General features: G+C 38.5%; 18 protein-coding genes. 5 read left to right on the forward strand and 13 right to left on the reverse strand.

The window, feature by feature from the left end; translation table 11 throughout:
* Positions 1–4: 4 nt before the first annotated feature.
* Complete coding sequence (locus ACFIL2_RS04530; protein ID WP_375606032.1) at positions 5–220, forward strand: DUF1674 domain-containing protein; 216 nt, start codon at positions 5–7, stop codon at positions 218–220.
* A 122-nt stretch (positions 221–342) separates the two neighbouring features.
* Here ACFIL2_RS04530 and rpsP read toward each other — a convergent pair whose 3' ends face one another.
* The 4 genes from rpsP to ACFIL2_RS04550 form a co-directional block, all read right to left on the reverse strand.
* Positions 343–717 (reverse strand): 30S ribosomal protein S16, encoded by a 375-nt coding sequence (gene rpsP, locus ACFIL2_RS04535; protein WP_375634339.1) that lies wholly within the window; start codon positions 715–717, stop codon positions 343–345.
* Positions 718–733: 16 nt separating this feature from the next.
* Positions 734–1,063 carry a chorismate mutase gene (locus tag ACFIL2_RS04540; RefSeq protein ID WP_375633593.1) on the reverse strand — a complete coding sequence of 110 codons (330 nt, stop codon included), beginning with the start codon at positions 1,061–1,063 and terminating at the stop codon, positions 734–736.
* 24 nt (positions 1,064–1,087) lie between these two features.
* Complete coding sequence (ffh, locus tag ACFIL2_RS04545; RefSeq protein ID WP_375680501.1) at positions 1,088–2,656, reverse strand: signal recognition particle protein; 1,569 nt, start codon at positions 2,654–2,656, stop codon at positions 1,088–1,090.
* Between the two features lie 230 nt (positions 2,657–2,886).
* Positions 2,887–3,543: a carbonic anhydrase gene (locus tag ACFIL2_RS04550; protein WP_375612226.1), complete on the reverse strand. Its 657-nt coding sequence runs from the start codon at positions 3,541–3,543 to the stop codon at positions 2,887–2,889.
* Between the two features lie 274 nt (positions 3,544–3,817).
* On the opposite strand from ACFIL2_RS04550, the gene ACFIL2_RS04555 reads away from it, so the two are divergent.
* Positions 3,818–8,527, forward strand: coding sequence for an NAD-glutamate dehydrogenase (locus ACFIL2_RS04555; protein ID WP_375680494.1), 4,710 nt, complete (start codon positions 3,818–3,820; stop codon positions 8,525–8,527).
* 1,192 nt (positions 8,528–9,719) lie between these two features.
* On the opposite strand, the gene ACFIL2_RS04560 is transcribed toward ACFIL2_RS04555, so the two are convergent.
* From ACFIL2_RS04560 to ACFIL2_RS04575, 4 genes are all read right to left on the reverse strand, one after another.
* The gene (locus tag ACFIL2_RS04560; protein ID WP_375634907.1) at positions 9,720–10,706 is read right to left on the reverse strand and encodes a DUF2125 domain-containing protein; all 987 of its coding nucleotides are present in this window, start codon (positions 10,704–10,706) and stop codon (positions 9,720–9,722) included.
* Between the two features lie 796 nt (positions 10,707–11,502).
* Positions 11,503–12,249, reverse strand: a complete 747-nt coding sequence (locus tag ACFIL2_RS04565) for a glutamine amidotransferase (protein WP_375606037.1) — start codon at positions 12,247–12,249, stop codon at positions 11,503–11,505.
* A 146-nt stretch (positions 12,250–12,395) separates the two neighbouring features.
* The gene (locus tag ACFIL2_RS04570) at positions 12,396–13,955 is read right to left on the reverse strand and encodes a heme biosynthesis protein HemY (protein WP_375636560.1); all 1,560 of its coding nucleotides are present in this window, start codon (positions 13,953–13,955) and stop codon (positions 12,396–12,398) included.
* Between the two features lie 11 nt (positions 13,956–13,966).
* Positions 13,967–15,151, reverse strand: a complete 1,185-nt coding sequence (locus ACFIL2_RS04575) for a COG4223 family protein (RefSeq protein WP_375633597.1) — start codon at positions 15,149–15,151, stop codon at positions 13,967–13,969.
* Between the two features lie 305 nt (positions 15,152–15,456).
* Between ACFIL2_RS04575 and tsaD the strand changes: the two genes are divergently transcribed.
* The 3 genes from tsaD (at position 15,457) to ACFIL2_RS04590 (ending at position 19,170) form a co-directional block, all read left to right on the forward strand.
* Entirely contained in the window at positions 15,457–16,551 is a 1,095-nt protein-coding gene (gene tsaD / locus ACFIL2_RS04580; protein ID WP_375639836.1) for a tRNA (adenosine(37)-N6)-threonylcarbamoyltransferase complex transferase subunit TsaD, read from the forward strand.
* Positions 16,552–17,147: 596 nt separating this feature from the next.
* Positions 17,148–17,582 carry an EVE domain-containing protein gene (locus ACFIL2_RS04585; RefSeq protein ID WP_375680495.1) on the forward strand — a complete coding sequence of 145 codons (435 nt, stop codon included), beginning with the start codon at positions 17,148–17,150 and terminating at the stop codon, positions 17,580–17,582.
* A gap of 907 nt (positions 17,583–18,489) precedes the next feature.
* Positions 18,490–19,170, forward strand: a complete 681-nt coding sequence (locus tag ACFIL2_RS04590; RefSeq protein ID WP_375639838.1) for a response regulator transcription factor — start codon at positions 18,490–18,492, stop codon at positions 19,168–19,170.
* A gap of 917 nt (positions 19,171–20,087) precedes the next feature.
* Here the strand turns inward: ACFIL2_RS04590 and ACFIL2_RS04595 are convergent.
* From ACFIL2_RS04595 to argH, 5 genes are all read right to left on the reverse strand, one after another.
* Positions 20,088–20,858: a class I SAM-dependent methyltransferase gene (locus tag ACFIL2_RS04595; protein ID WP_375632423.1), complete on the reverse strand. Its 771-nt coding sequence runs from the start codon at positions 20,856–20,858 to the stop codon at positions 20,088–20,090.
* A gap of 222 nt (positions 20,859–21,080) precedes the next feature.
* Positions 21,081–23,510, reverse strand: coding sequence for a TIGR02302 family protein (locus tag ACFIL2_RS04600; RefSeq protein WP_375676947.1), 2,430 nt, complete (start codon positions 23,508–23,510; stop codon positions 21,081–21,083).
* Positions 23,511–23,636: 126 nt separating this feature from the next.
* Positions 23,637–24,917: a diaminopimelate decarboxylase gene (gene lysA, locus ACFIL2_RS04605; RefSeq protein WP_375634328.1), complete on the reverse strand. Its 1,281-nt coding sequence runs from the start codon at positions 24,915–24,917 to the stop codon at positions 23,637–23,639.
* Between the two features lie 8 nt (positions 24,918–24,925).
* Entirely contained in the window at positions 24,926–25,105 is a 180-nt protein-coding gene (locus ACFIL2_RS04610) for an LPS translocon maturation chaperone LptM (protein ID WP_375618333.1), read from the reverse strand.
* Positions 25,106–25,156: 51 nt separating this feature from the next.
* Entirely contained in the window at positions 25,157–26,557 is a 1,401-nt protein-coding gene (argH, locus tag ACFIL2_RS04615) for an argininosuccinate lyase (protein ID WP_375633603.1), read from the reverse strand.
* Between the last annotated feature and the right edge of the window lie 27 nt (positions 26,558–26,584).

Genomic DNA, 26,584 nt, shown 5'->3' on the forward strand with positions numbered 1-26,584 from the left:
TAAAATGAATAAAAAAGATGAGAAAACAAGCAAAAAAAATGCAACTGTCATTAAACAGCAATCTCTTTCTCCCGCAGCACAACGCGCCCTTAAAGAAGCTGAGGAAAGACGAAAACGCGCAACAAAAAAAGAACAACCTTTAGAAAACGGCGGACGCGGCGGCAAAGACCCTTCCCGCTATGGAGACTGGGAAATTAAAGGCCGCGCCATTGATTTTTAAAAAAAACCAGCGCGGTTTAAACAAGCAGCTTTTTAAAGAAAATCCGTTTTTGATAGACAAAAACGGATAATATTTATTTTTCTAAAGCTTTTAAAAACACGTTGATTAAACAACCATGCTTCTTATGCTGTAGCAGATTCTGCTTCAGCCGCTGCCGCTGCTTCTTCTGCCGCTTGCTTTGCTGCTGCTATACGTTCTTGTGCTTTTTTACCCGGTTCACCTTTATGTGGATTATTACGAGTTGGACGCTTTTTCAAGCCAGCTGCATCTAAAAACCGTAAAACGCGATCTGTTGGTTGAGCCCCTTGCGCAAGCCAATATTGGATACGTTCTTCATTAAGTTTCACCCTCGGTCCATCTTTAGGCAACATTGGATCCCATGCACCAACACGTTCAAGAAACCGTCCATCGCGCGGACTACGAACATCTGCAACGACGATATGATAGTAAGGACGTTTTTTTGAACCTCCACGGGACAAACGAATTTTCAATGCCATATTTTATCTCCTATTGTCAGCTCTGGCTTTCGTTTAAATTGACTTTTTTTGTTTTTTGCTCTTCAGCAATAACTTCATGATGACTCACAACTTCTTTAATAATAAATTTTAAAAATCTTTCAGCAAAATCAGGATCAAGATGACTATCTATAGCCAATTGCCGCAAACGCGCTACCTGATATTGCTCACGCAGAGGATCTACTTTAGGCAAATCATAATGGGCTTTTAAGCGCCCAACAGCTTTCGTACAACGAAACCGCTCTGCTAAGATATGAATCAAGGTTGCATCAAAATTATCAATGGATGCTCGTAAATGTGCCAATTCGTTTAATACTGTTTCCTGCATTATATTCCTTTCCCTCTTTACATCTTATTTTTTCTTAGGATGCTGAGGAAAATTTCCCCCATCGACAATGCCATTGGAAAAACCAGGAAATGTAGGTCCACGCTTAGGAAGTCCGGGCAAGAGCTTCCCTCCATTACCATTTTCAATTTGCTTTTGAAGCATTGAGAATTGCTTTGGATCCAATCCCGACAAATCCGGCATAGCTGAAGAATCCCCTCCCAAGTTTCCCATACCACCAAAACCCATTTTGGAACCAAGGCCTCCCAACATTTTTCCCATAAAACCACTTTTTCCTTTACCACCCATGGCTTTCATCATATCAGCCATTTGGCGATACATCTTCAAAAGTTTATTAATATCAGCCGCTGTCGTACCAGACCCCTTAGCAATTCGTTGTTTGCGGCTATGTTTTAAAAGCTCTGGATTCGCCCGCTCTTTCGGTGTCATAGATGAAATAATGGCCAATTGACGATCAAACAAACGATCATCAAACCCCGCAGCCGCAATCTGCTCTTTGACCTTCCCCATTCCTGGCAACATGCCCATAATACCGCCCATTCCACCCAGTTTTTTCATTTTCTGCAACTGTTCTGCAAGATCATTCAGATCAAATTTTCCGGCTTGCATTTTTTTTGCAAAAGCAGCAGCTTTCTCGTGATCCATTGTTTCTGCAGCTTTTTCAACCAAAGAAACAATATCCCCCATTCCGAGAATACGATCAGCAATACGACTGGGATGAAATTCTTCTAAAGCATCTATTTTTTCACCAGTTCCAATTGCTTTAATTGGTTTACCTGTAACAGCACGCATAGAAAGAGCAGCGCCACCACGCCCATCACTATCCATCCGTGTTAAAATAATCCCCGTAATCCCTACACGCTCATCAAAAGAACGAGCAAGATGAACGGCATCTTGCCCCGTCAAACTATCAGCCACCAACATAATCTCATGAGGAAGGGAACATGCTTTAATTTCAGCCAATTCGAGCATCAAAGCTTCATCAATATGATTACGTCCTGCTGTGTCAAGAAGAAGCACGTCATAACCACCCAATTTAGCAGCCTGCACGGCACGTGATGCAATATCAACGGGCAGCTGACCCGCAATAATAGGCAAGCTTGCAAGTTTTGCCTGCTCTCCCAATTGGCGCAATTGCTCCTGTGCAGCGGGACGGCGTGTATCTAATGACGCCATGAGAACTTTTTTATTGTGCTTATCAGTAAAACGTTTTGCAAGCTTTGCTGTTGTGGTTGTTTTTCCCGAACCTTGCAAACCAGTCATCATGATAACAACAGGAGCTGGTGCATTTAAATCACTCAGAACGCTTTCATTTCCAAGAATATGAACCAATTCATCATGAACAATTTTAACCACCATTTGGCCTGGTTTAATTGATTTTACGATTTCGGCCCCAACAGCTTTTTCCCAAACTCTATCGGTAAAAGAGCGCACAACATCAAGAGAAACATCAGCTTCCAATAAAGCGCGACGAATTTCACGCAGCGCCTCTACAACATCCTGATCCGATAAAGCGCCACGTCCCGTCAAATGAGACAGGATAGAACCAAGTCGCTCTTGCAAGGATTCAAACATCATTTACCTCATTGTTGCATAACAAACAAACCAAAATAGCATCCGAGAACGCATCGCGCCGTCGGATGTTGACCTCTGAGATCTCTTTATACCCTTAAACCGGGGTCTCAGTCGGTGGCTCCAAGTTAATTTTGTCACTGAAAGCTTGCTCCTTCAAACAATAAAACCCCAGCTTTGTCAAGTTTTATCATAAAATATCTTTTTATACGAAGAAATAAAAACAACAAATACTATACTTCAAAACTTTCAACTTCAACACGCATAAAACAACCTGTTTCCTGTTCCATGCTCCATAATTTTCCGCTAGAGATATCAAACCAAACCCCATGCAATGTCAAAAAACCTTGATCTTTGCGAAGCTTTATCCACGGAAACGTCTCTAAATTTCTCAACGAATGGCGAATAGAAAGCTGCTCTAATGCCGTCTGTTTTTCTGGCCAAGACAGCGACTTATTATTCAAAACGATTTCTGCTGCTGGAGCTAAGAGACTTATCCATTGACCGATAAAATCATTTGATAATAAAGATTTATATGTCTCATTAAGAGCAGTACGAATGCCTCCACAATGGGCATGACCAAAAACGACAATATGTCTCACCTCAAGCAATTGCACAGCATATTCAAGAGCTGCTGATGTTGCGTGATATTGGTCATCAGGAGAAAAAGGAGGAACCACATTCGCCACGTTGCGCAGAGTGAAAATTTCCCCTGGCTTAGCATCAAAAATCATTTCTGGTACTGCACGCGAATCACAACAAGCAATGACCAAAACTTCAGGTTTCTGCCCCTCTATCGCCAATTGCTGATAATCTGCTATTTTATATAAAAAATGATTGTTTATAAAGTTTTGGTAACCACTTAAAAGTCTTTCTGGTAAATGCGCCATTCTCTCTTTACTTTTGCTTCTTTTTTTACTTTCATTTTGTATAGTTTAAAAAACAAACTATTAACATACAAAAATACTAAAAATGCCCTTTCCTTGAAGCAAAATATTTCTTTAAAGTACAAAATATTACTAAAAATAGCAAAAACAAACTCATTCTTTCCAAATAAAGAGCTATTTTCTTCAGAAAGAAGGTGTTACAGTATATAAAAAATATAATGGTCTGCTTTTAAAAAGAGAAGAAAAGACCCCTTAAGAGCAAAAAGGGAGAGTGAATGTGTTGCAACAAAAAAAAACAGAAACAAAAAACACCCAAGATAAAATAGAACAAATCCTTTTTGCCCAAACCGATGAAGAAGATATTACTTATTATGAAAATGAAGAACTTAAAAAGGCCACAGCCATCGCGGTAAAAGCTTTTAATCTCCATCAGACGGGAAACAACACCATCTGCTTTGAGCAAAATTTAACCCGCAGTAACAGACCTATAACCGTTATCACGCTTGTCAATGATAACAAACCCTTCCTTCTCGATTCTATTTTAAATGTTTTTAATCAACACAAAAACCATATCTATTTGATTGCACACCCCATTATTGATTGTGCTTCTGGAAAACGCATCAGTCTGATGCAAATTCACATCGAGTCATTAAACAAACAGCAAATACAAAAACTTGATAATGAACTCACCTTAGTTCTTGAACAGGTTAATGCTGCTGTACAAGACTGGAAACCTATGCTTGAAGAAGTTGAAAAGCATATTCATGCCTACCAAATAAGTCTTCCCCCGCACTACAAACAAGAAGGCGAAAAAGCCATTGAGTTTCTTCACTGGCTAATGGACGATAATTTCATTTTCCTTGGTATGCGCACTTACAACTTCATCAAACACCAAAAACCCCTAAAATCCTTTACAGCGAGTAATATTGAACTTGGTATACTCACGGATGCTTCTATTCATATTATTGACGATAAAAGCATGAAAAAACCTCCTCAAGAAGTTTTATCCTTCATGGAAAGCGATAATCTGTTTATCGTGACAAAAGCGAACAGCCGCTCCAAAATTCACCGTTCTGTTTGGCTCGATTATATTGGTCTTAAAATCTTTGATAAAGAAAACCAACTCTGTGGAGAATTACGCATTGTAGGGCTTTTTACCTCCTCAGCTTATACACGTTCTATTTTGCAAATTCCTTTCTTAAAAGAAAAAGCCCGAACTATTATTCAACGTCTTGGACACAATCACGCCGATTATTCAGGAAAAGCACTCATCAGTGCTTTAGAAACCTATCCAAGAGATGAAATGTTTCGCTCTGATGTTGATACATTGACAGAAAACACTAAGCTTATTCTACAATTAGATGAGCGCCCACGTTTACGAGTTCTTGCCCACACTGATTCTTTTGGACGCTTTGTTTCTATCCTTGTCTACGTACCGCGTGACCAATATAGCAGCAGCCTGCGTGAAAAAGTTGGCGAACATTTTGTTGAGCTTTATAAAGGTGACTTTTTTGAATCTTATCCGCTATTTTTGGAAAGCACCCTTATACGTGTCTATTATATCATCCATCGCAAAGGAAACGAAACTGTTCCTCTTCACGAGCGCTCCACACTTGAACAACATGTACGTTCGATTGCACGAAGTTGGGAAGACAGGGTTCAAGCCATCGCTCTTAACAAGAAAATAACAGAGCAACAAACACGTCTAGCCAGTGAATTCCCCAACAGCTATCGTGATTTATTTTCAGCTGAAGACGCTATTAACGATGCCGGACATATTCTAAGTCTTCATGATGAAAAGCCCCTTTTCGTGATCTTTTATCACGCACAAAACAAAGAAAAACAGTGCATTTCTCTTCGGCTTTTTCACCGCCATGAAGCACTTGCCCTTTCCAAACGTGTACCACTCCTTGAAAACATGGGGTTTCGCGTTATTGCTGAACAAACCCTTGAATTACCAGATGGCAATGGGCGCTCTGTGTATCTTCATGATATGCAGCTAGAAAGTACTTTCCAACGCTGTATCGATTTTGAAAAAGACGGTCAAAAACACGCCGAAACCTTTGAAGCCATTTGGGCACAAAATGCTGATAATGACGGCTTTAATGCTCTCACCCAAACAGCTGAGCTTGATTGGCATGAAATTGTTATTTTGCGCCATTATGGGCGCTATCTCCAACAAGCTGGAATTCCTTATTCGCAAGATCGCGTTGCCCAAACTTTAAATGCTTATCCTGACATTACTCAAGATCTTTATGCTTTATTTCATTTAAAATTTCATCAAAGCCATACAGAAAAAGAACGGGAAAAAAACCAACAAGTCATTCAAAAGCGCATTGAAGAAAAATTACGGAAAGTCTCTGGTTTAGATGATGATCTCATTTTACGCCGTTATTGTAACCTTATCGAGGCGAGTTTACGAACGAATGCCTTTACACCTCTTCCTGATGGAAGTCCACGGCGTATTTTAGCCACCAAATTAAATCCGCGCCAGATTGAAGGTTTGCCTGAACCGCGCCCTTACCGAGAAATTTTTGTTTATGGACCAGAAGTTGAAGGGGTCCATTTGCGTTTTGGACCTATCGCTCGTGGCGGAATTCGTTGGTCTGACCGTGCATTAGATTATCGCACCGAAGTGCTTAGCTTAGTCAAAGCCCAACAAGTTAAAAATGCGGTTATCGTTCCTGCAGGTGCAAAAGGTGGATTCTATCCCCATCGGCTTCCCCAAACAAATGACCGTGCTGTCATCATAGAAGCAGCACGACAAGCTTATACAGACTTTATAACAGCTTTGCTCTCCATTACAGACAATCTGATTAACGGCAAAATAAGTTCTCCCCACAATGTCATCTGTCATGATGACCCTGACCCCTATTTTGTTGTTGCGGCAGACAAAGGAACAGCAACTTTTTCTGATACAGCCAACGCCATCAGCCAAGCAAACCACTTTTGGCTTGATGATGCTTTTGCCTCTGGAGGTTCAGCAGGTTACGACCACAAAGACATTGGTATTACAGCTAAAGGTGCATGGGAAGCCGTCAAAAGACATTTTAGAGAGTCATTTAATCACGATATTCAAACAACGCCCTTCACCTGTGTCGGTGTTGGCGACATGTCTGGTGATGTTTTTGGCAATGGGATGCTGCTTTCCAAACAAACAAAATTGATTGCCGCTTTTGATCACCGCGATATCTTTATTGACCCAGATCCGAACATAGACGAAAGCTATGCAGAGCGTACGCGTCTCTTCAAACTGCCTCGCTCAAGCTGGCAGGATTACGACCAAAGCAAATTATCAAAGGGCGGTGGTATCTTCTCACGAAAAGAAAAAACCATTACTCTCTCACCTGAAGCAGCACAAGCCATTGGTTTCGAAAAACAAACAGGAACACCCTTTGAAATTATCTCTGCTCTTCTCAAAGCCCCTGTTGATCTTTTATGGTTCGGTGGCATTGGTACTTATATCCGTGCTGCAACAGAAAACGATGCCCAAGTAGGTGATCGCGCAAATGATGCAATACGCATTACCGGAGAACAAGTGCGTGCAAAAATTATTGGTGAAGGAGCTAATCTTGGTGTTACACAACGTGGACGGATTGAATATGTCTTAAATGGTGGTCGATGCAATACGGATGCCATTGACAATTCTGCTGGTGTGAATTGTTCTGATATTGAGGTCAATCTCAAAATTGTTCTTGCATCAGCACTACGTGCCAAAACGTTAACCCGCGAAGATCGCAATAAGCTCTTGAAAAAAATGACGCCTCAAGTCGAGCAACTCGTCTTGCGCAACAATTATCTACAACCCCTTGCGCTTTCTTTGGCGGAAAACCAAAGCACTACTGATTTGCCCTATCAAATACGCTTTATGCACGATTTGGAACAAAAAAAGCTTCTAGATCGTAGAGTTGAAATACTCCCTGATGAGCAAATTTTACGACAAAGAACAACCCAAGGCAAAGGTCTTCTCCGTCCAGAACTCGCCGTTATTTTTGCCTATGCTAAATTGACCTTAAAAGAAGAAATTGCTAATAGCCCCATTGTTGATGATCACTATTTCAATACAGCCTTGCTGAACTATTTTCCAACCCAAATTCAAGAAAATTTTAAGAAGGAAGTTATTAACCATCAATTGCGTCGTAATATTATCGCAACGCTGATTGCCAACGATATTGTAAATCGTGGAGGCCCCACTTTTGTTAATAGACTACACGATGCAACAGAACAAAAGACTGAAAATATTATTCGCGTTTTCATTGCCATCCGCGATGGTTTCGAAATTCCTCAATTGTCTGAGCAAATTGATAAGCTTGATAATAAAATACCCGGTCTTGTCCAAAATAAATTCTACGCAACAATGAACCCAATGCTCTTTGAAACAACCAATTGGGGTTTGCACAACATAGATCTCTCACGTCCATTAGAAGAAATTGTAAAAACAATAAAGCAAGCCCGTAGCGTTATTGAAAAAGAGCTTATGCATTCTCACGACAACGATATTAAGCAAAAGATTGAAGAAAAAGCATTACACTACAGCGAAGAGGGAGCACCAAAAGCATTAGCGAAACAATTAGCCCTCTTGGAAGCTGCTTCAACAATCTGTGATATTTCTTTAATTGCAAAAAAAAGCAACAGTGATCTTATTAAAACCGCAGAGATCTACTTTTCACTTGCGCAAATCATTCGTATAAACCGCATTAACGAAGCAAGTCGTATAATCCCTGTAGTAGATTATTATGATAGTATGGCTTTAAGCCAAGCCAAAGAAAATGTTTCTGAAAGCTTTCGGCAAATCGTTATGAAAATCCTCAAAAATCATGGAAAGAAAAAAGATCCTTTTGACACTTGGAAAAAAACAGAAGAAGATCATATTCACAACATTACAAACCGCATTAGCGCCCTTATTGAAAATGATCTCAATATTTCTCGTTTTACCTTTGCAGCAGGATTGATTTCTCAACTTCAAAATATTGGCTTTCAAACCTAAAGCAAATACAAAACGACCCACTCAATCTCCCGTTCTATCCCACCACTACAACAAACCAACAAAAATAGAGAGCGGGAGTTTGCATTTTTAGGCAAGGTTCCAAAAATAAAAATCTCGCTATTTATCACAATAGAATTGTTTGCAACAATTTCAAAAAAACAACAGGATTTATTTTTCACCCTAAAAACATAAACTTTCAGACTTAAAAGCTGTACAAAACAGCTAAGCTTTTGCTCCGTTCTATCCATCCATGACTAATCAGCAAGGGAAGAACGGAAGCCCTATCCTGCATTTTTAGACAGAGCACTCAAAATAAAAAATAAATTCAAATTTTACTGTCAATTAACCCCATTTCCCCTTGCATATTGCAAATGGGAAAACCGAATAGATAAAAACAGTAAAGAAAGGACTAAAAATGCCCCTCATAAACCGCCCCAAGTGCCAAAAGCTGCAGTAACATTGGGAGTTAGCAAATATAATATGATGGTGTTGCCCCCTAGCTTATTACTCCATAACCGAAAAGATGGTGGTGTTTAATGGCTTTATCGTTATACCATTCATAGGCGACATCGTGAAATAAGAAGCACTGAGAAATATTGTTTTAATAAATACGTAAATATGCAATACAAATATATTCTGTTTTACGTGGAAGACATATGGCTTCATTAAAAAATATCAGAAATAAAAGGATAAGTTTAATCCATTATTTAAAAGATATAACTGTAACTGCTTTTGAAATGCATAAAATCGAATAAAAAATGACAGTAAAGATGGATGTTGATTTTCCCCTTTACAACTTCATATCTTCCTCCAACTAGGCTATTTACTTGTTTTAAGAGGTTACACCCAAACAAATATATGCAATATGCTCATTCCATATATAAAGAAAAAGGTTCCTAACAAAAACCACACCACCTGTATAAAAAGGCAATTCAGCATACTTTAAAATGCCACTTTTTCCATACAAACACTGTTGCTATATGTAGTTTGACATAAGATTTTGTACTAAGTGAAAAGAGGTTGGACGAATTAGGAGTAGGTGGTAATTTTTTATTTTTATAGCTATTTTTTTACCATTAAATACGCATTTTGTTAAAATAGATTTTGACACTCTAAAATTGCAAAAAAAGTATGAAAATCAGAAAAAATCGAAATTTGGTAGTAAAAATGAAAAAAGACTTTGGTACAACACCTAAAGCGGAGCAAGACGACCAAGTTTTAAAAAGCCTAATTTTACCCACCCATTGTTAATGAGCAAGGAAAGAACGGGAGTGCCGTCCGCATTTTTAGGCAAAACACCCAAAATAAAAAATAACGCTTGAAGATTATTGGCTTGCGCGGGAAATAAGTGCTGCAGAGTGTCAAGAAGCTTCATGGACTGAATAAGGACAAGTTCAAATTTTGCTGTCAAATATCCTTCATCATCAAAAGAAAAAGGTCCACTAATACGCACTGCACCACCTGTATGAAAAGTCAATTCACCTTGCTTTAAAAGTCCACTTTTTCCATACAGTCGCTGTTGCCAATTTTTTTCTTCATCTTCAGACTGAAAAGAGATGTCATTTAAAATCCATTTCAAATTGCCATCAATTTTAGGAATATCAACAAAAGAAGATTTTAAAAAAGGAGAAGCATCAAAACCGTCAAAAGTTATATGTCCCGATAAATTATTCTTTTCATGTTTTAGATCAAAACGCAAAAATTCTGCCGTTATTTTTTGAGGCATATCTTGTGGCTCTAACGGCTGAATAATCACGTCATGCGTATTTTGCAAAGATGCCGGATCTTCAATATTTTCTTGTGTCGTTTTTTTATCTGCCGTTTGTGCTCTTAATGCTTCTTGAAGCTTTTGATCTTCAGGGGAAGAGGAAAAAGATGAAATATCAAGCCCTTCAGCTATAAATTTCAATGTTTTACCCGTTTTCCAATAAGGCTCTGTTTCAATCACCAAATTGCGCCAATGCGATACTATGGGAGTTTTTCCGGAAAAAACAATTAATGCAGGAGAATGAACATTAAACTCGACCAAATGAGGTGCGTAAATTGGTGCACCAGCTGTCAAACGCCCCGTCGATAAAGAAACCCCATGTAAAGGCCAAGAAAATTGAAACTTGTCACAAACAACACCGACACGTAAAGGATAACCATCCTTGTGCACATTCTCACATACCGCCGCCATATTATGGGAAGATACTTTTGTGAATATATCAGAAACATAGTCTTCTATTTTACGTGAAAAAAAAACCAGAGTGCGCTATAAATAAATATCAGAGCAAGACAAAAGAGCCCACAAATTAAATAACTCAAAGAAAAACTTTTTTGTGATGATGGTATTTGAAAGGATTTAGACAATATTCAAACTTTCTTTATCTCTTAACTTCCTCCCCACCCTAAAAAGGATAAAGATTCCCAACCACGTTCAGTTTATACACAATCCAACTTCTTAATCGATCGGATTTTATCTACTGATCACTTCAAGAAGCCCCTATACATCGTTCTAAAGTATAGTATCTCATAAGCTTAATAAACAAGATTTTCTTAAAAAAAACCCATTACACCCTTTAACAAAAAACACCTCATGTGTAAAGTTTTACATAGATTTTCTACCTCTGCCTTAAACCATACTGTTTACAGCACAACAAAAATGATAATGAATAGTGTCTCTTAACGATAAAGCCATTGAGCCCCCCATCTTTACGCTTATGGAGGAGCCAAGCCAGCACCATCATTATATTTGGCTAGCCCCCAAATGTTGCGACAACCCTTGACACTTAAGACAGTTCATAAGAAGCATTTTTAGTCTTTTCTTATACAGTTTTTGCCCACACGCCAGCCCCACTTGTGACATGCAAGCAAGAAGTTTTTATTGAGTCAACATACACAGGTTTGGAATGAGAAAACCTTACTATATTCGGGGTTCTCATTCAATATACAAAACCGTGAATTACCTATATAAATCAATGCTTTGTCAACAATCACACAAGTACGGGCGGTGTACAAAAAATCTGGTGTAATGCGCTTTCAAACCATTGGCTCAAAGCTCGATCATAGATTAAACGACCTTTCAAATGTGCACAAGCAGGTTGAGCACCTTTTTCAGTCAATTTATGTGCCGAACGCACGACCAAACGCCGCATCATAGCGCGTGTAAATTCAGCATGAAACTGCAAGCCCCATGCATTGTTTCCATAACGAAAAGCTTGTGTAGGATATGTATTCCCTGTTGCCAAAAGCATTGCCTCTTTCGGTAAATCATAAATACCTTCATCATGGAAATGGTAGACCATCTCTGGCCAATTCATCAATTCCTTCCCTTGTGGGGTTGCTTCTAGTGGATACCAGCCGACTTCAACAGTCCCATCACTTCTTGTACCAACGCGCCCCCCTAGATTTCGCGCTAACATTTGTGCTCCAAGACAAATACCCAAAAAAGGCTTATTTTCCTTTAGTGATAACGAAATCCAATCAATTTCCTCACCAATATAGGCTTCGCTGTCATTCACACTCATCGGTCCCCCTAAAATAACAACGCCGGCATAATGCTCTAATGTATCAGGGAGTTTTTGTCCAAAAATAGGACGATAAATATCAAGAACAAAACCATTTTGTTGTAAAAATTTTCCCAAACGACCAGTATAGGTAGAGCGCCGATGAATAACGACAGCAATCCTTGGTTTGTTATTTTTTTGTTTTTTATCAAGACATCTCTGATTTAAAAACATTTTTTAACCAATCACCTCTGCTACCAAGCAAAACTTTATTTTTAAAACATAAGAGAATAATTTTATTGGATAAGACTAACGATATTTTTTCTTCTAGGTCAATTGTTTCTTCTGAGAAAACATTCGTATTATCACATTGGTGCAATTTAAAATAAACGAAATTTTTTCCTCGATAAAGATGTTTCTTCTTCTGTTTTAACCCCTGGATCATCAACATTTAAGTGAGTTTGACTGAACATTTTTACATCTTTTTCTTTTATATCTTGTTTCTCCACCTGCGCATTATGCAAAAGAGAATCATCTATAGGTGTTAATTTTTCAAGCTTCTTATCTCCAACATCATCACTTTTTCCCATAACATACTCTTTGTCTTGCCTTTTCGACACAATATTGTCCGCCTCTAATGTGAGAGAAGGCATACAAGGAGGCGCCTTCCATTCAAAACAGCCCAAACGTCCACTGATTGGAGAAACCGCTGACCAAGAAGAAAAAATGGACCCATCACACATCCACACTGGATCACGTTCAGCACGAAGTGCTAAAGAAAGCCATTGACGCACAGCACCTTGATTGTTTCCCTGTGCCTCTTCAATATCTGCCAACAATAAATAAACACTTTCCCGTGGATGACATTGTAATGCTTTTTGTGCCTTCTCTCTTGCTAATGCTGTTTCACCAGCATCCAAAGCTGCTTTAGCAATAAGGAAAGCCGACTCAAATGCATCTTTATTATAAGAAGCAAGTGTCTTAGCCCTTTTCAATCGCCCAATGGCTCCTTCTTCTCTTTCAAGATAAAGCGGTCCCAAATCAGGATGAGGCTCCTTTTGCCAAGCCGCTATAATCATTTTATCCGCTTTACGCGTTTCGTTTAATTTATAAAGAATATCAGCAGCAATAACTATTATTGGAACAAAATCAGGCGCCAATTTATGGGCTTTCAAAATAGCTTCACGTGCTTGTACAGGATGTGTATCAAACAAAGAAAGTGCCTGCCCACTTAGTAGTAAAACCTGTATATGCTGCCGCTCTGGAGTCGCGCGAATAGAACGCGGGAGAGCTTTTTGCGTTCTTTCAAAAATAGTAAGTGCCTTATCCCATTTACCCTCAGTACTTAACCGATCAAGCACCGCCTGATGCGCCCATAAAAGTGCTGGCGATAAAGTCAGTGCCTCTTCGGCATATTGTTGTGCTGCCTCATAAGCTTTACTCTTCATCGCTTCACGAAACAAACCATAAAGTCCAACCAGTTTTGTCGGATCTTCCTTTCTCATCTCTTCATAAAGTCCGATGGCGCGAACAGAGTCATTTTGTAAAGACAAGGTTTGCGCTTGTAAGAGTTTTACCAATGGCTCTTGTTTTCCTGCAAGATATTTAGCAACCCGTGCTTCCATTTTTTGCGCAACCATACTATCACCAGCAAAAGTTGCAAGAATCCCCTTTGAAAGAGCTTTGTAACCACGCTTTTGATGGCGTTTATAAAAATAATTGGAAAGAGCACTCGGTATGGAAAAAAAGAAAGACAATAACCACCATAAAAGCACCAGCGTTACAAAAAACAAAATAAGCACACTTAACACTGTAAGCAATGAAGCAGAAAATCTGAAATGCAAAAATGTGAGAACAAAAATACCATTGTGATTAGCAACCCACGTGAAAGCTAAACCGAGGATACAAACAACAAAAATATAAATAAAAACACGTATCATCTTGGGCCTATTTACATCTTTGTTGCTTTAAAAGATCCTTGTTGCACAGACAATAACAATTGCTGCAACAACTGTTGAATAGCAATATGTCTTTCAAGCTGCTTAACAAAATCCATTGAAACATCTTTTGCACTTTGGGGCAATGATTGCCATTCGCTCAAAGCCTTTTCGTAATCACCAGCTTGAATGGCAACTTCCATGCGTGCCGCAATAGCCCCCAGCGTTGTCCCTTCAACATTTCCAATCGGTCGCGAAACAATGAGCCCTTTTATCCACGCTAAAATTCGGTCAAAAAAACCAGCATCTGACGCAACAAGATTTTGCGTACCAACAATTGCATCAGCAACATGAGCAAAATCAACTGAAAGTTGTACTGAACTTGGAAGACCCACAGTAGCTGTTTTTTGCAACACATCAAGTCCATTAATCGAAGGCGATAATTGCCGCAACAGCTTTAATTCATTATTATAAGATCCACCACGCTCTACAGCATTTTTTAATGAACTAATTGCAGTAAAGAGCGCGGTATCTATTTCTTTTTTCTCACTATTTTTAACAGCAGTTTCTTCCTGTAGTGCTTCTAACTGTTGTTTTAACGCAGAAAAATTATTTGCATTGCTCTGCCCAACAGACAAAGCCGTCTCTATATCTTTCGACTTTCTAACAAAAGTTTGTACAGTTTCTTCAAGAGCTTTTACTTTTTCCTCTAAAATCGCAAAAGCTTTTTTGCTTTCTTCTTTCGATAGTTCATCATTTTTCGTTGTTTTAAACTGTTGTGATGGAAAAGAAGAAAACTCTGTTTTTAACGTATCAATTTCTTGAAAGACCCGCCTCAATTGTTCCTTTGTGTCTTCACCTTGACTTTTTGCGGCTTCAGCAATCTGCAACGCTTTTTCTCCTCCAGCAGAATTTTCCACAAAAGGAGAAGGAAAAAAACCAGCCCATTGAAGCCCCATAAAAATTCCCAAAGCAATGAATCCCCCCAAAATCCCAGAAAGGGATAAGAAAAGCCAAGTTGTACTAGAGATACTTTTATCCTGACCTTGCATATTCTGTTTTTCTCGCGCCTGAGCTTCTACAGAATTATGGATTTTTTCCTCTGAATCATGGGGAACAGCTTCATGTTCAATAACTGGTTTCTTACGGCGCGTACCAACATAATGTGGTTTAACTTTTGGTTTTGAAGAATCGACCATCTCTGTCACTTTTCGTGCACACTTTTTTTAATGATAAAATAATAAAATGAAAAAAGTTTTAAAAATGCAGCTTTTCTCAATAATATTTACAATTATCGCCTTTAATAGACAAGTTTTAAAAAAAATTGCATTTTATACTCGAAAATACAGCTTTATTTTTTAATCAACGATATCATAAAATTCAAAGAAAATGCCAAAACACATATTTTTCATAGAAAAAACAATTCTAAGAGAAATACTTTGCATCTTTTTCTGTTCATGGTACGCACGCAGGAAAGAAGCTTCAATATAAGGTTTTGTTTAAAATGCGTCTGCTGGGAATAGAAACAAGTTGTGATGAAACGGCAGCGGCTGTCATTGAATATAACAATGAAGCAAACAGTCGAATTCTTTCCAATGTTGTTTGGAGTCAAATTGATCACCATGCACCTTACGGCGGTGTTGTTCCTGAAATTGCTGCTCGTGCCCATGTTGAAGTTCTTGATCATTTAATTCTACAAGCACTAACAGAAGCAAACACAAAATTAAAAGATATTGATGGCATTGCAGCCACCAGTGGACCTGGTTTGATAGGAGGATTGTTGGTAGGGGTTATGAGCGCAAAAGCACTCTCTCTTGCTACTGGAAAACCATTTATTGCCGTAAATCACTTAGAGGGACATGCTTTAACAGCCGTGTTGACGCACAATGTCAACTTTCCTTATTTATTACTTTTAGTTTCAGGTGGCCATACACAAACAATCCTTGTTCATGGAGTAGGTAACTACCAGCGTTTAGGAACCACCATTGATGATGCATTAGGAGAAGCCTTTGATAAAACAGCAAAACTTTTAGGTCTTCCTTATCCTGGTGGACCAGCACTTGAAAAAGCAGCTTTATTTGGTGATAAAAATCGCATCCCTCTTCCACGACCTTTAAAAGGTGAAAAACGGTTAGACTTTTCTTTTTCAGGACTCAAAACTGCTGTTCGACAAGCCGCAACAGCCATAGCTCCCCTTACAGAAAATGATATTGCTGACATTGCCGCAAGTTTTCAAGCCGCCGTGACCGATACAATACATGATCGTATTCACCTAGCCCTACAACACTTTGCCCACCAATATCCTCTCTCTCATGATCAAGAAAAGCGTTCTCCTGCTTTGGTTGTCGCAGGCGGCGTTGCCGCAAACCAAGCCATTCGCTCTACGTTGCAAGAACTTGCCCATCAACATGGTTTTGAATTTATAGCCCCTCCTCTTTCCTTGTGTACCGATAATGCTGCAATGATTGCTTTTGCCGGTGCACAAAAACTCGTACGAGGAGAAACAAACTCTCTTGACATTGCACCCCGCTCACGCTGGCCATTAGATGAAAAAGCCCCGCCCTTGATCGGGATGGGACGCCGTGGAACAAAAGCATAATAAAATTGACGTCCTACACACATCTTAAAGAACGAAGATTTCTACTCAATCCGGTCTATAGATAGTCCGAATTCTCTATCGAGCAGATTCCACCTGCTTCCCACTCACACAATTCACTTAACCCAAAGATCGACACGTAAACCTAAATATTCACCACACATTCTTAAAAACTTCATGTTTCAAAAAACTGCCTTATATCATTACACTTCAAATGACGGTATTTTACAGCATAATAAGATCTACTCTCTCCCACGAAGCATAGATATGAATGCCATTCGTTGACCTCATCATCTTTGATCATTTATTCGTTTCATTGTCATTGTAATCTTAAAGCTTTTTAGAACCAATTTTCTTAATTTTTTCCAACAAACTCTTATAGTAACCGCATTTCAAACCATAGCTGAAAAGATAAGCAAAGAGCAAAATACTTTTATACAACATGAAATATCAATGGAGCGTGTCTCTCTACTACACATTATTTTGAAACAAGAAAAAATAGATAATAGTCGTTCTTTACCCCATTTTAAAAATCATCGTTGATGGTATTACAAAGATGCTTATAAAAATGCATAACAGTCTATGAAAAAGGAGAACTCATGGCTTATTGGCTTTTTAAATCTGAACCCCATAAATGGTCATGGGAGATGCAAAAGAAAAAAGGAGCTGATAGCGAACAATGGGATGGTGTACGCAATTATCAAGCCCGTAACAATATGCGCGCTATGAAATATGGTGATAAAGGTTTTTTTTATCATTCAAATAAAGGTTTAGAAATTGTAGGAATTGTAGAAATATGTGCTGAAGCGCACCCTGATTCTACAAGCTCTGATCCACGCTGGGAATGTGTGGACATCCGTGCACTTTGTGACATGCCAACACCTGTTTCATTAAAACAAATTAAAGCCAATCCCAAACTAGCAAATATGGTGCTGGTCAAAGCCAGCCGCTTATCAGTGCAACCCGTAACAGAAGATGAATGGAAAGAAGTCTGTTTAATGGGCAACCTTAAGGAGGAAATGCTTTTATCTTAAAACAATAATTTTTATTCATTAACTCATATAAAAAGATGCTTCATAGCGCAGAAGAATAAGCTCAACACATCCTTCTGTTGAGGTATTCTCATGCTAAATGCATAAATATGATATTTTTCTTTGTCATTTTTTATCCTGCACTCTTTCTCAATACAGTCTCCTTCCAAATTACACAAAAAACCTCTTTATGATGCATCTTTTCGGCATTGCTAAAGGCAAAGCTTGCTCAACGATTATAATAAGCAACACCACGAACATAACACACAATCCCCTTCGCACACAAATGCAACAAAAAAAACAAAACTGAACGTGGATAAAAACAATAAAAACGATCGTGAAGTTCTCCTAAACAGTGCATATGTGCTAAGTGTTGCACAATTCTCTTCACGCTTAAAAAACGCATCATATTGCGTGTTCATTGTTTTGCATGTTGGACGAGTGCGCCTCATACCGCAGGATTCTCTCATTCCCAACCTGTTTTATATTGAATCAATCAAAAGCTATTGGCTTGCACATTCTAAGCGGAGAAAGTCCCATATAGATAAAAAACGTGAAAGAAAGCACTAAAAATTCCTCCTATGAATCGTCTCAAGTGCCAAGGACTGTCCGCAACACCCACGAGCTGGCAAAGTGAATGATAGTGCTAGCTTGTTTCTCCATAAGCGTAAAGATGATGACACTCAATAGCTAAAACACATTCTAGAACATAAAAAACGCTTCCAACCAATACGTAAAATACTCTGCAGACGGAATACCTTCTTTTCAGCAAGCAACCATTAGAAATTATAAAAGTTTATTTTTTAGAAGCGTTCTTTTTTAATTTTCTTCTTTTAATTTTTCTTGCATGAAATCTCATTTTTCATGAAACTATATCAATCAGTGCATCAACATGACTATAAGGAAAAACATGAACCACTATACTCTTTTAATCGTTGAAGACGATGATCTACGCCCCATTTTAGTAGAACAATTGCAAATGCATCAAGAGTTTAAAATTTTCCAAGCAAAAACAGCAGAAGCGGGAATGAGAATAATCCAAGAAGAAAATATTGATCTCACTATTTTGGGATTTCAACTTCCTGATCTTGATGGCTACAAAGCCGTTAAACAATTACGCACCCAAGGATTTCGTGCCCCCATTATCATGATAACAAATTATGATACAGACTGTGATAATATTTTAGATCTTGAAACAGGCGCCAATGATTATGTAACAAAACCCTTTCGCTTTGCGGTGTTATTAGCGAGAATTCGAGCACAGTTGCGCCAATATGAACAAAATGAAGACGCAACCTTTCATATTGGTCCCTATACTTTTAAACTAAGACAAAAACTTCTTCTTGATCAATGCAACAATAAAATCTGTCTCACAGAAAAAGAAGCAGCGATTCTTAAATGTCTCTATTATGCCAATGATAAAATTGTCAGCCGTGAAACATTGTTAGAACAAGTTTGGGGTTATAATGAAAATATTGTCACTCATACTTTAGAAACCCATATCTATCGTTTGCGACAAAAAATCGAAAAAGATCCCTCCAATGCACAAATTCTCATGACAGATCAAAATGGTTATCGTTTAAATCTTTAATTCGAGATTTACTGTTTCAAAAATAATTTTAATATCCTAAATAAAAACAGAAACGAGATGAAAAAAACTTCACGTATAATTCGAATGCTATTACATATACATAGAACTTACTCTTATCTGTACTCTTATGACAAAATATATAACATTATGAATAAAAACGAAATATTCCAACATGAGAACCAGAAACAAAAATGCTTTCAACCCTCACGATATACTTTGTAACTTCTGTTTCACATGCTTTTGTTCTTTCTAAAGTTTTTAATATGTTTCGCATATAAATAATCGTGATATCTTTTAGCAACATTCTTGATCATAACTATCATCTTTAGATGAGTGCTATTTATGATTATTTTTTCAGAAAAACCGCTCCACGCACTGCTTTATCTCATATTCACTAGCCTAAATTGAGAGATGTTTTTTATCTTTATAGTTTTCTTCTATTCTTTATGATTTTATCTCCTCTTAAGAGGTTATATAATTAATGATATAACGCTAAATGTTTATCCTAACGATAAAGCCACTGAGCACCACCATCTTTACGTTTATAAAAGAATAAGCCAGCACCATCACACACTTATGTTAGATCTAGATGTTGCAGAGGAGCCTCTGATACTTGAGATGGTTTATAAGAAGCATTGTAATCCTTCCTTGTACAGTTTTTAACCACCATAAACCATATTATGTAAGATCTCTTGGACTCTGCTATTTTTACGTTTACGAAGATACCAGCATTTTTTTCTTTTAAAATGTTTCCACTATTCATGAAATATGGTTCGGTATATAGATACTTGAGATTTTTATTCACATACCAATTCCACATATTAATGTACAAAAGAATATTTTTAAATTGTAAATGCAAAAAATTGAAATAAGAGAATCCTTCTATACTTGCGGTTCTTATGACAATGACAAAATGATTAATTATCTTTATAAATTAAAATATTTCTTGTCTGTGGCGATAAAGCAGGAATAAAAATACGTCGCGACTGACGACGCTGTACGAGCAAACCCTGATAAACACGTTTTTGTGCCTGACACATTAAGAGTCCACCAAAATAAGGCAAAAGATAGCGAGCAAATGGCTCGTAAAAAAATGAGAACAACCGCGAAAAATACCCCGTAGAGGGCATATAGTGTACAATTTCTTGTATTGGCCCAGAAACAAAATTTGTTTTTTCGAACAAACGAGTAATTTGTTGCCGACTATAGGGTTCGCCATAACCAAAGGGCGTAGTAATATTGCGCGCCCAAAAGCCAGAGCGATTAGGTACAATAACGATCAAGTGGCCATTGGGTGCTAAAACACGCCATATTTCATTCAACGTTTCAAATGAATTTTCTGTATATTCTAATGCATGTACTAATAAAATACAGTCAACTGACGCATCAGGAAGCGGCAAATCTTCTTCAAAAACAAGCGCTGTAGCAACTTGCTCAGAACAAGGCCAAGGCGAAACACCCTGAGCAGCAGGCATAAAAGCAAAACATTGTTGGGCACGTTCACGCAATGTAGAAAGATAAGGAAGTGCATAACCCAATCCCATAATCCGTTTATCCGTAAGATCAGGCCACCATAAATTCAATTGGTCACACAGCGTCTTTTGCACACGTAGTCCAAGTGCAGAAGCATAAAAATCTTTCAGCGTAACGATATCCAACTCAACATACCATGTAGAAACAAATTTCAAACATTACAGATTTTCATATACCAAACCTATATGGACTTCTGCTTTTTTTCCGCAATAGCGAACATTTCAATATTGCATATTTTAAACTTAAATGATTAAAAAATCAGTACAACAGGATGATTATTGCCTTACAAGCACTTTAATCATTTTTTTGGAGATAAACCCCATAGAGGTTCTTCATACACTGTTTTTGACATCAATTAAGAAAAAAGCCAACACTGGTTAATTAAAATGAAGCAATCTTTCAAGATAGTTTTTTTCTTCTTCTGAAAGATGCTCTTTACCAAGACGTTTGCGAATTTCATCCAAAATCTGCCGCGTACGCATTTGATCACTTTCTTGTGGTAGTGCCTCGCCTTCTTGTTCTTCATCTGTTTTTGAAGAAAGTGGACGTCCTAACGGATCTTTAGGACCAGAATCAGCATTTTGCTCATCTCCCGTTTCTTTAAGTGTTTCGCGCATTTTTTTCAAAACATTTTGTGCACCTTGCCTCAAAGATTCCAAAGCATCAGACTGATTTTGTATAGATACCTGATGATTTCCATTATCAAGCGCATTTTCCGCAGAATTCATTTTTTCTTCTGCCCTTTTCAATGCGCCCCCTGTTTCAAATCCTCGTTCTGATAATTCTTTTTCTAATGTTGATAATTCAGATTGCAATTCAGCTTGACGTTTTTTTAAAGATTTTTTTTGTGTTTCCGGTATATTTTCTCCGCGTTTTTGTTCCATCTCTAACTGATGTGTTTCATTGAGAATTTCTTGCTGACGACGCATTAAATCTCCAAGCTGGTCCATCTTTTCTTTCATTTGTGCAGATTGGCTTTTTTCTCCCTCATTTTGATTGCCTTTTTGCACATGCAAATGATCAAGCGTCTGTTCAACTTCCGCCAAGAGTTGTTCAGCTGCTAAAGAAGAGCCTGTTTTAGCCATTTCCTCAATTAAATTTAGCTTTTCTTGTAATGTAGCTTCAGAAAGATTAGGACTTTTTGAGCTTTTAGAATTTTTAGAAACTTGACTATCCGGTGCTTTTTCAGCCAAAGCACGAATATACTCATCCATAGCTTGACGTAAATCTGCCATAAGCCGTTCAATTTCTGCCGCTGAAGCACCGTAACGCAATGCATCACGTAAAGCAGCTTGTGCTTGTTTTAACTTTTTTTGCACGGATTCAAGTTGATTGCCTTCAATACCCAAAGCAATTTGCCATAAATAATCCACCACATCGCGCAAATCCTCGTCTGTTTGTGCTAAAGAAAGTCTTGTCCACGCACTTTGTAGAACAATAAAATGCGATGCATTTTGCAACCCCTTTTCTGGACGCACAAGCAAAGCAGAAAGCATATCAAGTACCCGCTCTCGCGCTAAAGGATTAAGAGCTAATAAACGACGCAGTTCAACCACTGCGCGTGCAACAGGATTCGAAAAAACACACTGTGGTAATATCATAACAAAAGTTTTGCTACGCCCTTTCTGCCCCGCACCATCTTCTGCCACCAAAGTAATTTTGACTTGCGAACCCGCCCATGGATGCGCTGATATATCCTGCACCATTCGCATTTTCCCCTTTCCACCACGCGGAAGAAGAAGCTCTATTTCCGGAGCATTATAAAGAGAAGAAGCACTTTTATTCTGAGGAAGAAAAGGCTCTATTTCAACAAAAGCCTTTGTCACACCATAATCATCATCCACCACATATCGTAACTCCAATGATCCTGTTAAAATCCTCCCTGGTTTTTCCAACCAATGAATTGTTGGAAGCGTGTCCTTAATTATCTGCAAGTGCCATTGCTGTTTTTTACGACGTGATGATACAAATAAATTTATTGAATGCTTTAAATGTGTTTCAAAATGAACAATTGGATCATTCAAAGCTGTTTGTTCCGTTTTCTCTGAAAACGAAACTTCCCTCCCATCTTCTACAGATTTTGCTTTTACTGTAATGCCAGCCCCATTGACAACACGCACAACAACATTACTCCCTTCAGGGATTTCTAGTTGTGTTTTCTCATCTTTTGTCAAATAAATCGGTGCCACACCGGTATAAGCAGGTGGTGTTACCCAAGCATCAATCCGCATGAGTTTTTCATCAACGACAGGACGAAAATCAAAGGCATCAGCCAAACGCCCCCCTTGTGAACCAAAAGAAAAACTAAAAGCGCACACAAAAAGAAGAGCACACAAAGCCCTCAAAGCCAAAGGATCATAATCCGCACTATTAAGAGAGATAAATCCCGTTTTTAAATGGTATAATTGCTTTGCCATTCGGCGTTGATGTTCACGCCAAATAACAGCACTAAAATCTTCATCATTTTCAGAACATAAACGATCTGTCTGAATATTCAAAGGCTGATGTCTAAGATCATTGACGCGTTCAAGGCGGCAATTTACTTCCCGCATTGTGGGAAACCGAAAACGAATAAGAAAAAATAAACTCGCCCCAGCACAAATAAGTATAACCCCAAGTAAGAGCAAATGTGACCAATAGCCCCAAATACCAAAAAGTCCCAACCAGCTAAACGAACAAAAGAGACTAAGAACGAGGAAAAATGGCAACAACCGTACCCACATCCGTTCAAATGAAAGGATCCCCCACATCAAAATGCGCACACACAAAAGCTTCATTGCAAAACCTTTGATGTTTTTATTTTTCATAAACAAGCATTTATCCCCTTTTATCGTGGTGCATTAAGATCATAAACCCCATACAAAACAATTTCTAGAAAATAAATTGTTTCATCAAAGTTTAGTAAAAATAAGACCCAAAATATTTAATAATGCTCAATCTAATTTGGGCTCAATCCAATCTGGAATATGATCACAGCCTATCAATTGTGCATAATCAAGGCGTGGACGAATGACTGCATAACGCGTATCCTGAACCAGAACTTCCGGCACCAAAAGTCGACTATTATAAGTGCTTGCCATCACTGCGCCATAAGCCCCTGCTCCTGTTAACATCAAAACATCACCCGCTTTCAACACTGGTAAAGAACGTTCCAAGCCTAAATAATCACCAGTTTCACAAATAGGACCAACAATATCAGCATTAATCAGAGGGGCATCTACTGGTGTTTTTTTCACTGGCATTACATTTTGCCACGCATCATAAAGCGTTGGACGCATGAAATCATTCATCGCCGCATCAACAATAACAAAATTTCGTCCTTCCCCCTTTTTTAAATACACAACCGATGTTACCAATACACCGGCTTCACCAACAATACTACGCCCAGGTTCTAGGATAATATTGATCCCTAAAGGCGCAATATGTTTCTTTACCAGTGCTGCATACTCAAAAGGAGAAGGTACTGGATGCTGCTCATAACCATAAGGAATACCAAGCCCACCCCCAATATCGATATGGGTTATCGCATAACCATTATTCCATAATTGACGCACAAAATCTGCAACAATAACAAATGCATCTTCAAACGGTTTTAAATCACAAATTTGACTGCCAATATGGAGATCAACACCACACACATGAAGACCGGGCAATTGGGCTGCTTTTTTATATGCATCACCCGCCAAAGACAGTGGAATACCAAATTTATTCTCAGACTTACCTGTTGTAATTTTCTTGTGAGTCTTAGCATCCACATCAGGATTAATGCGTAAAGAAATACGAGCCGTTTTTGAAAGCGCAGCAGCCCGCGCCGATAATTGTTCAAGTTCTGGCTCTGATTCAACGTTAAAACAATAAATATCTTGTGCAAGAGCAAAATCTATTTCTCTCACTGTTTTACCAACACCAGAATAAACAATATTCTGCGCAGGAATACCAACAGCAAGTGCACGCCGTAATTCCCCTTCTGAGACCACATCAGCTCCCGCTCCATTGTTAGCTAAAAGTTGTAAAACTGCTTGATTGGAATTCGCTTTAACCGCATAAGCAATTAAACTCGGCATATCATGAAATGCATTCTGATAATCTTTAAAATGTGCAACGATTGCGCTAGCTGAATAACAATAGAAAGGTGTTCCAACTTCCCGCGCAAGTTCCAAAAGAGAAAGACCTTCAGCGTGAAGCACACCCTGATGATAAGAAAAAAAACGCATAAAAATTCCTATTGTATTAACCGATCAAGAATAAAAGGTTTATCTGTTTTGCCTTGAGAAACAAAAGTTCCTTGTGAAGAATTCACTCCTGTTGAAGGAGGTAACTCTAATGACCCTTTACGCCCACACCCAACAATACCCAAGCCCCCCAAAAGGACAATCACCAACCCCTTTAATATAATTTTCATTTGTCCTCTTTCCTCATCTCGATTTCTTTTTTACCTTTAAAATACAATCACTCAAGCGCTCACGAGACGCTTTTTCCAATACGCAATTTGCCGAAGAACCTCTGAAGGCGCTGTTCCTCCAAAGCTTTTACGACTTTCAACAGATTTTTCAACGGTCAAAACATCAAAAAGTGTCGCATTGATATCAGGACAAATTGCTTGAAGTTCATCTAATGATAAATCATGAAGGCGACACTGTTTTTTTTCTGCCAATGCCACAGCACACCCTGTGATGTGATGTGCTTTGCGAAAAGGAATCCCTAAATTGCGTACAAGCCAATCCGCAAAATCTGTAGCTGTTGCATACCCTAAATCCGCTGCTTGTTTCATGGCTTTTTTACTCACTTTCAAATCAGCAATCATCCCTGTCATTGCTGCTAGTGATAATTCCAAACTCAAAGCCCCATCAAACACATATTCCTTATCTTCTTGCATATCCTTTGAATAAGCAAGCGGTAATCCTTTCATCACCGTTAACAATCCCATAAGTGCACCATTCAATCGACCTGCTTTCGCTCGTACTAACTCTGCCGCATCAGGATTTCTCTTTTGTGGCATAATGGAAGACCCTGTTGAAAAAGCATCTGATAAATGAATAAAACAAAACTGTGCACTTGACCAAAGAACAATTTCTTCCGCCAATCGCGAAAGATGTGTTGCACAAAGAGCGCCAGCGCTTAAAAATTCCAATGCAAAGTCACGATCTGAAACACTATCAATTGAATTGCGTGTAGGTTCCCGAAAGCCTAGCGCTTTTGCTGTCATAAAACGGTCAATTGGAAAGCCTGTCCCCGCTAAAGCAGCCGCCCCTAAAGGCGATTCATTCATTCGCTCAACAGCATCACGCATCCGCGATAAATCTCGACCAAACATTTCAACATAAGCCATCATATAATGACCCAATGTTACGGGTTGAGCCAATTGTAAATGCGTAAAGCCTGGCATAAAGGTATCAACATGTTGTTCTGCGCGAATAAGTAATTGCTCTATCAATCCTTTTAAAGCTTGTGCTATTTTTTGCGTTGCTTCACGTACCCACAAGCGAAAATCAACAGCAACTTGATCATTGCGTGAACGCGCCGTATGCAAACGTCCTGCTGCAGGACCAATCAACGCACTCAACCGCGCTTCAATATTCATATGAATATCTTCAAGCTTTCGTGAAAAAACAAATTTACCGTCTTCAATTTCTTGGCGAATAAGTTTCAAACCATGAACAATTTTTTCATAATCTGATTGTGAAATGATTTTCGTTTGCGCTAACATAGCTGCATGAGAAAGAGAACCTTCAATATCTTGTCGATAAAGTTTTTGATCAAAATCAATAGAGGCATTAATTTCTTCCATAATTGCAGCAGGACCTGCCGCAAACCGACCACCCCACATTTGGTTCTTTAACTTCTCATCTGTCATATTCTGAAAACACCCATCCAAAGGACA

It is taken from the genome of Bartonella sp. AP30XZML (assembly GCF_042195945.1).
Taxonomy (GTDB): Bacteria; Pseudomonadota; Alphaproteobacteria; order Rhizobiales; family Rhizobiaceae; genus Bartonella.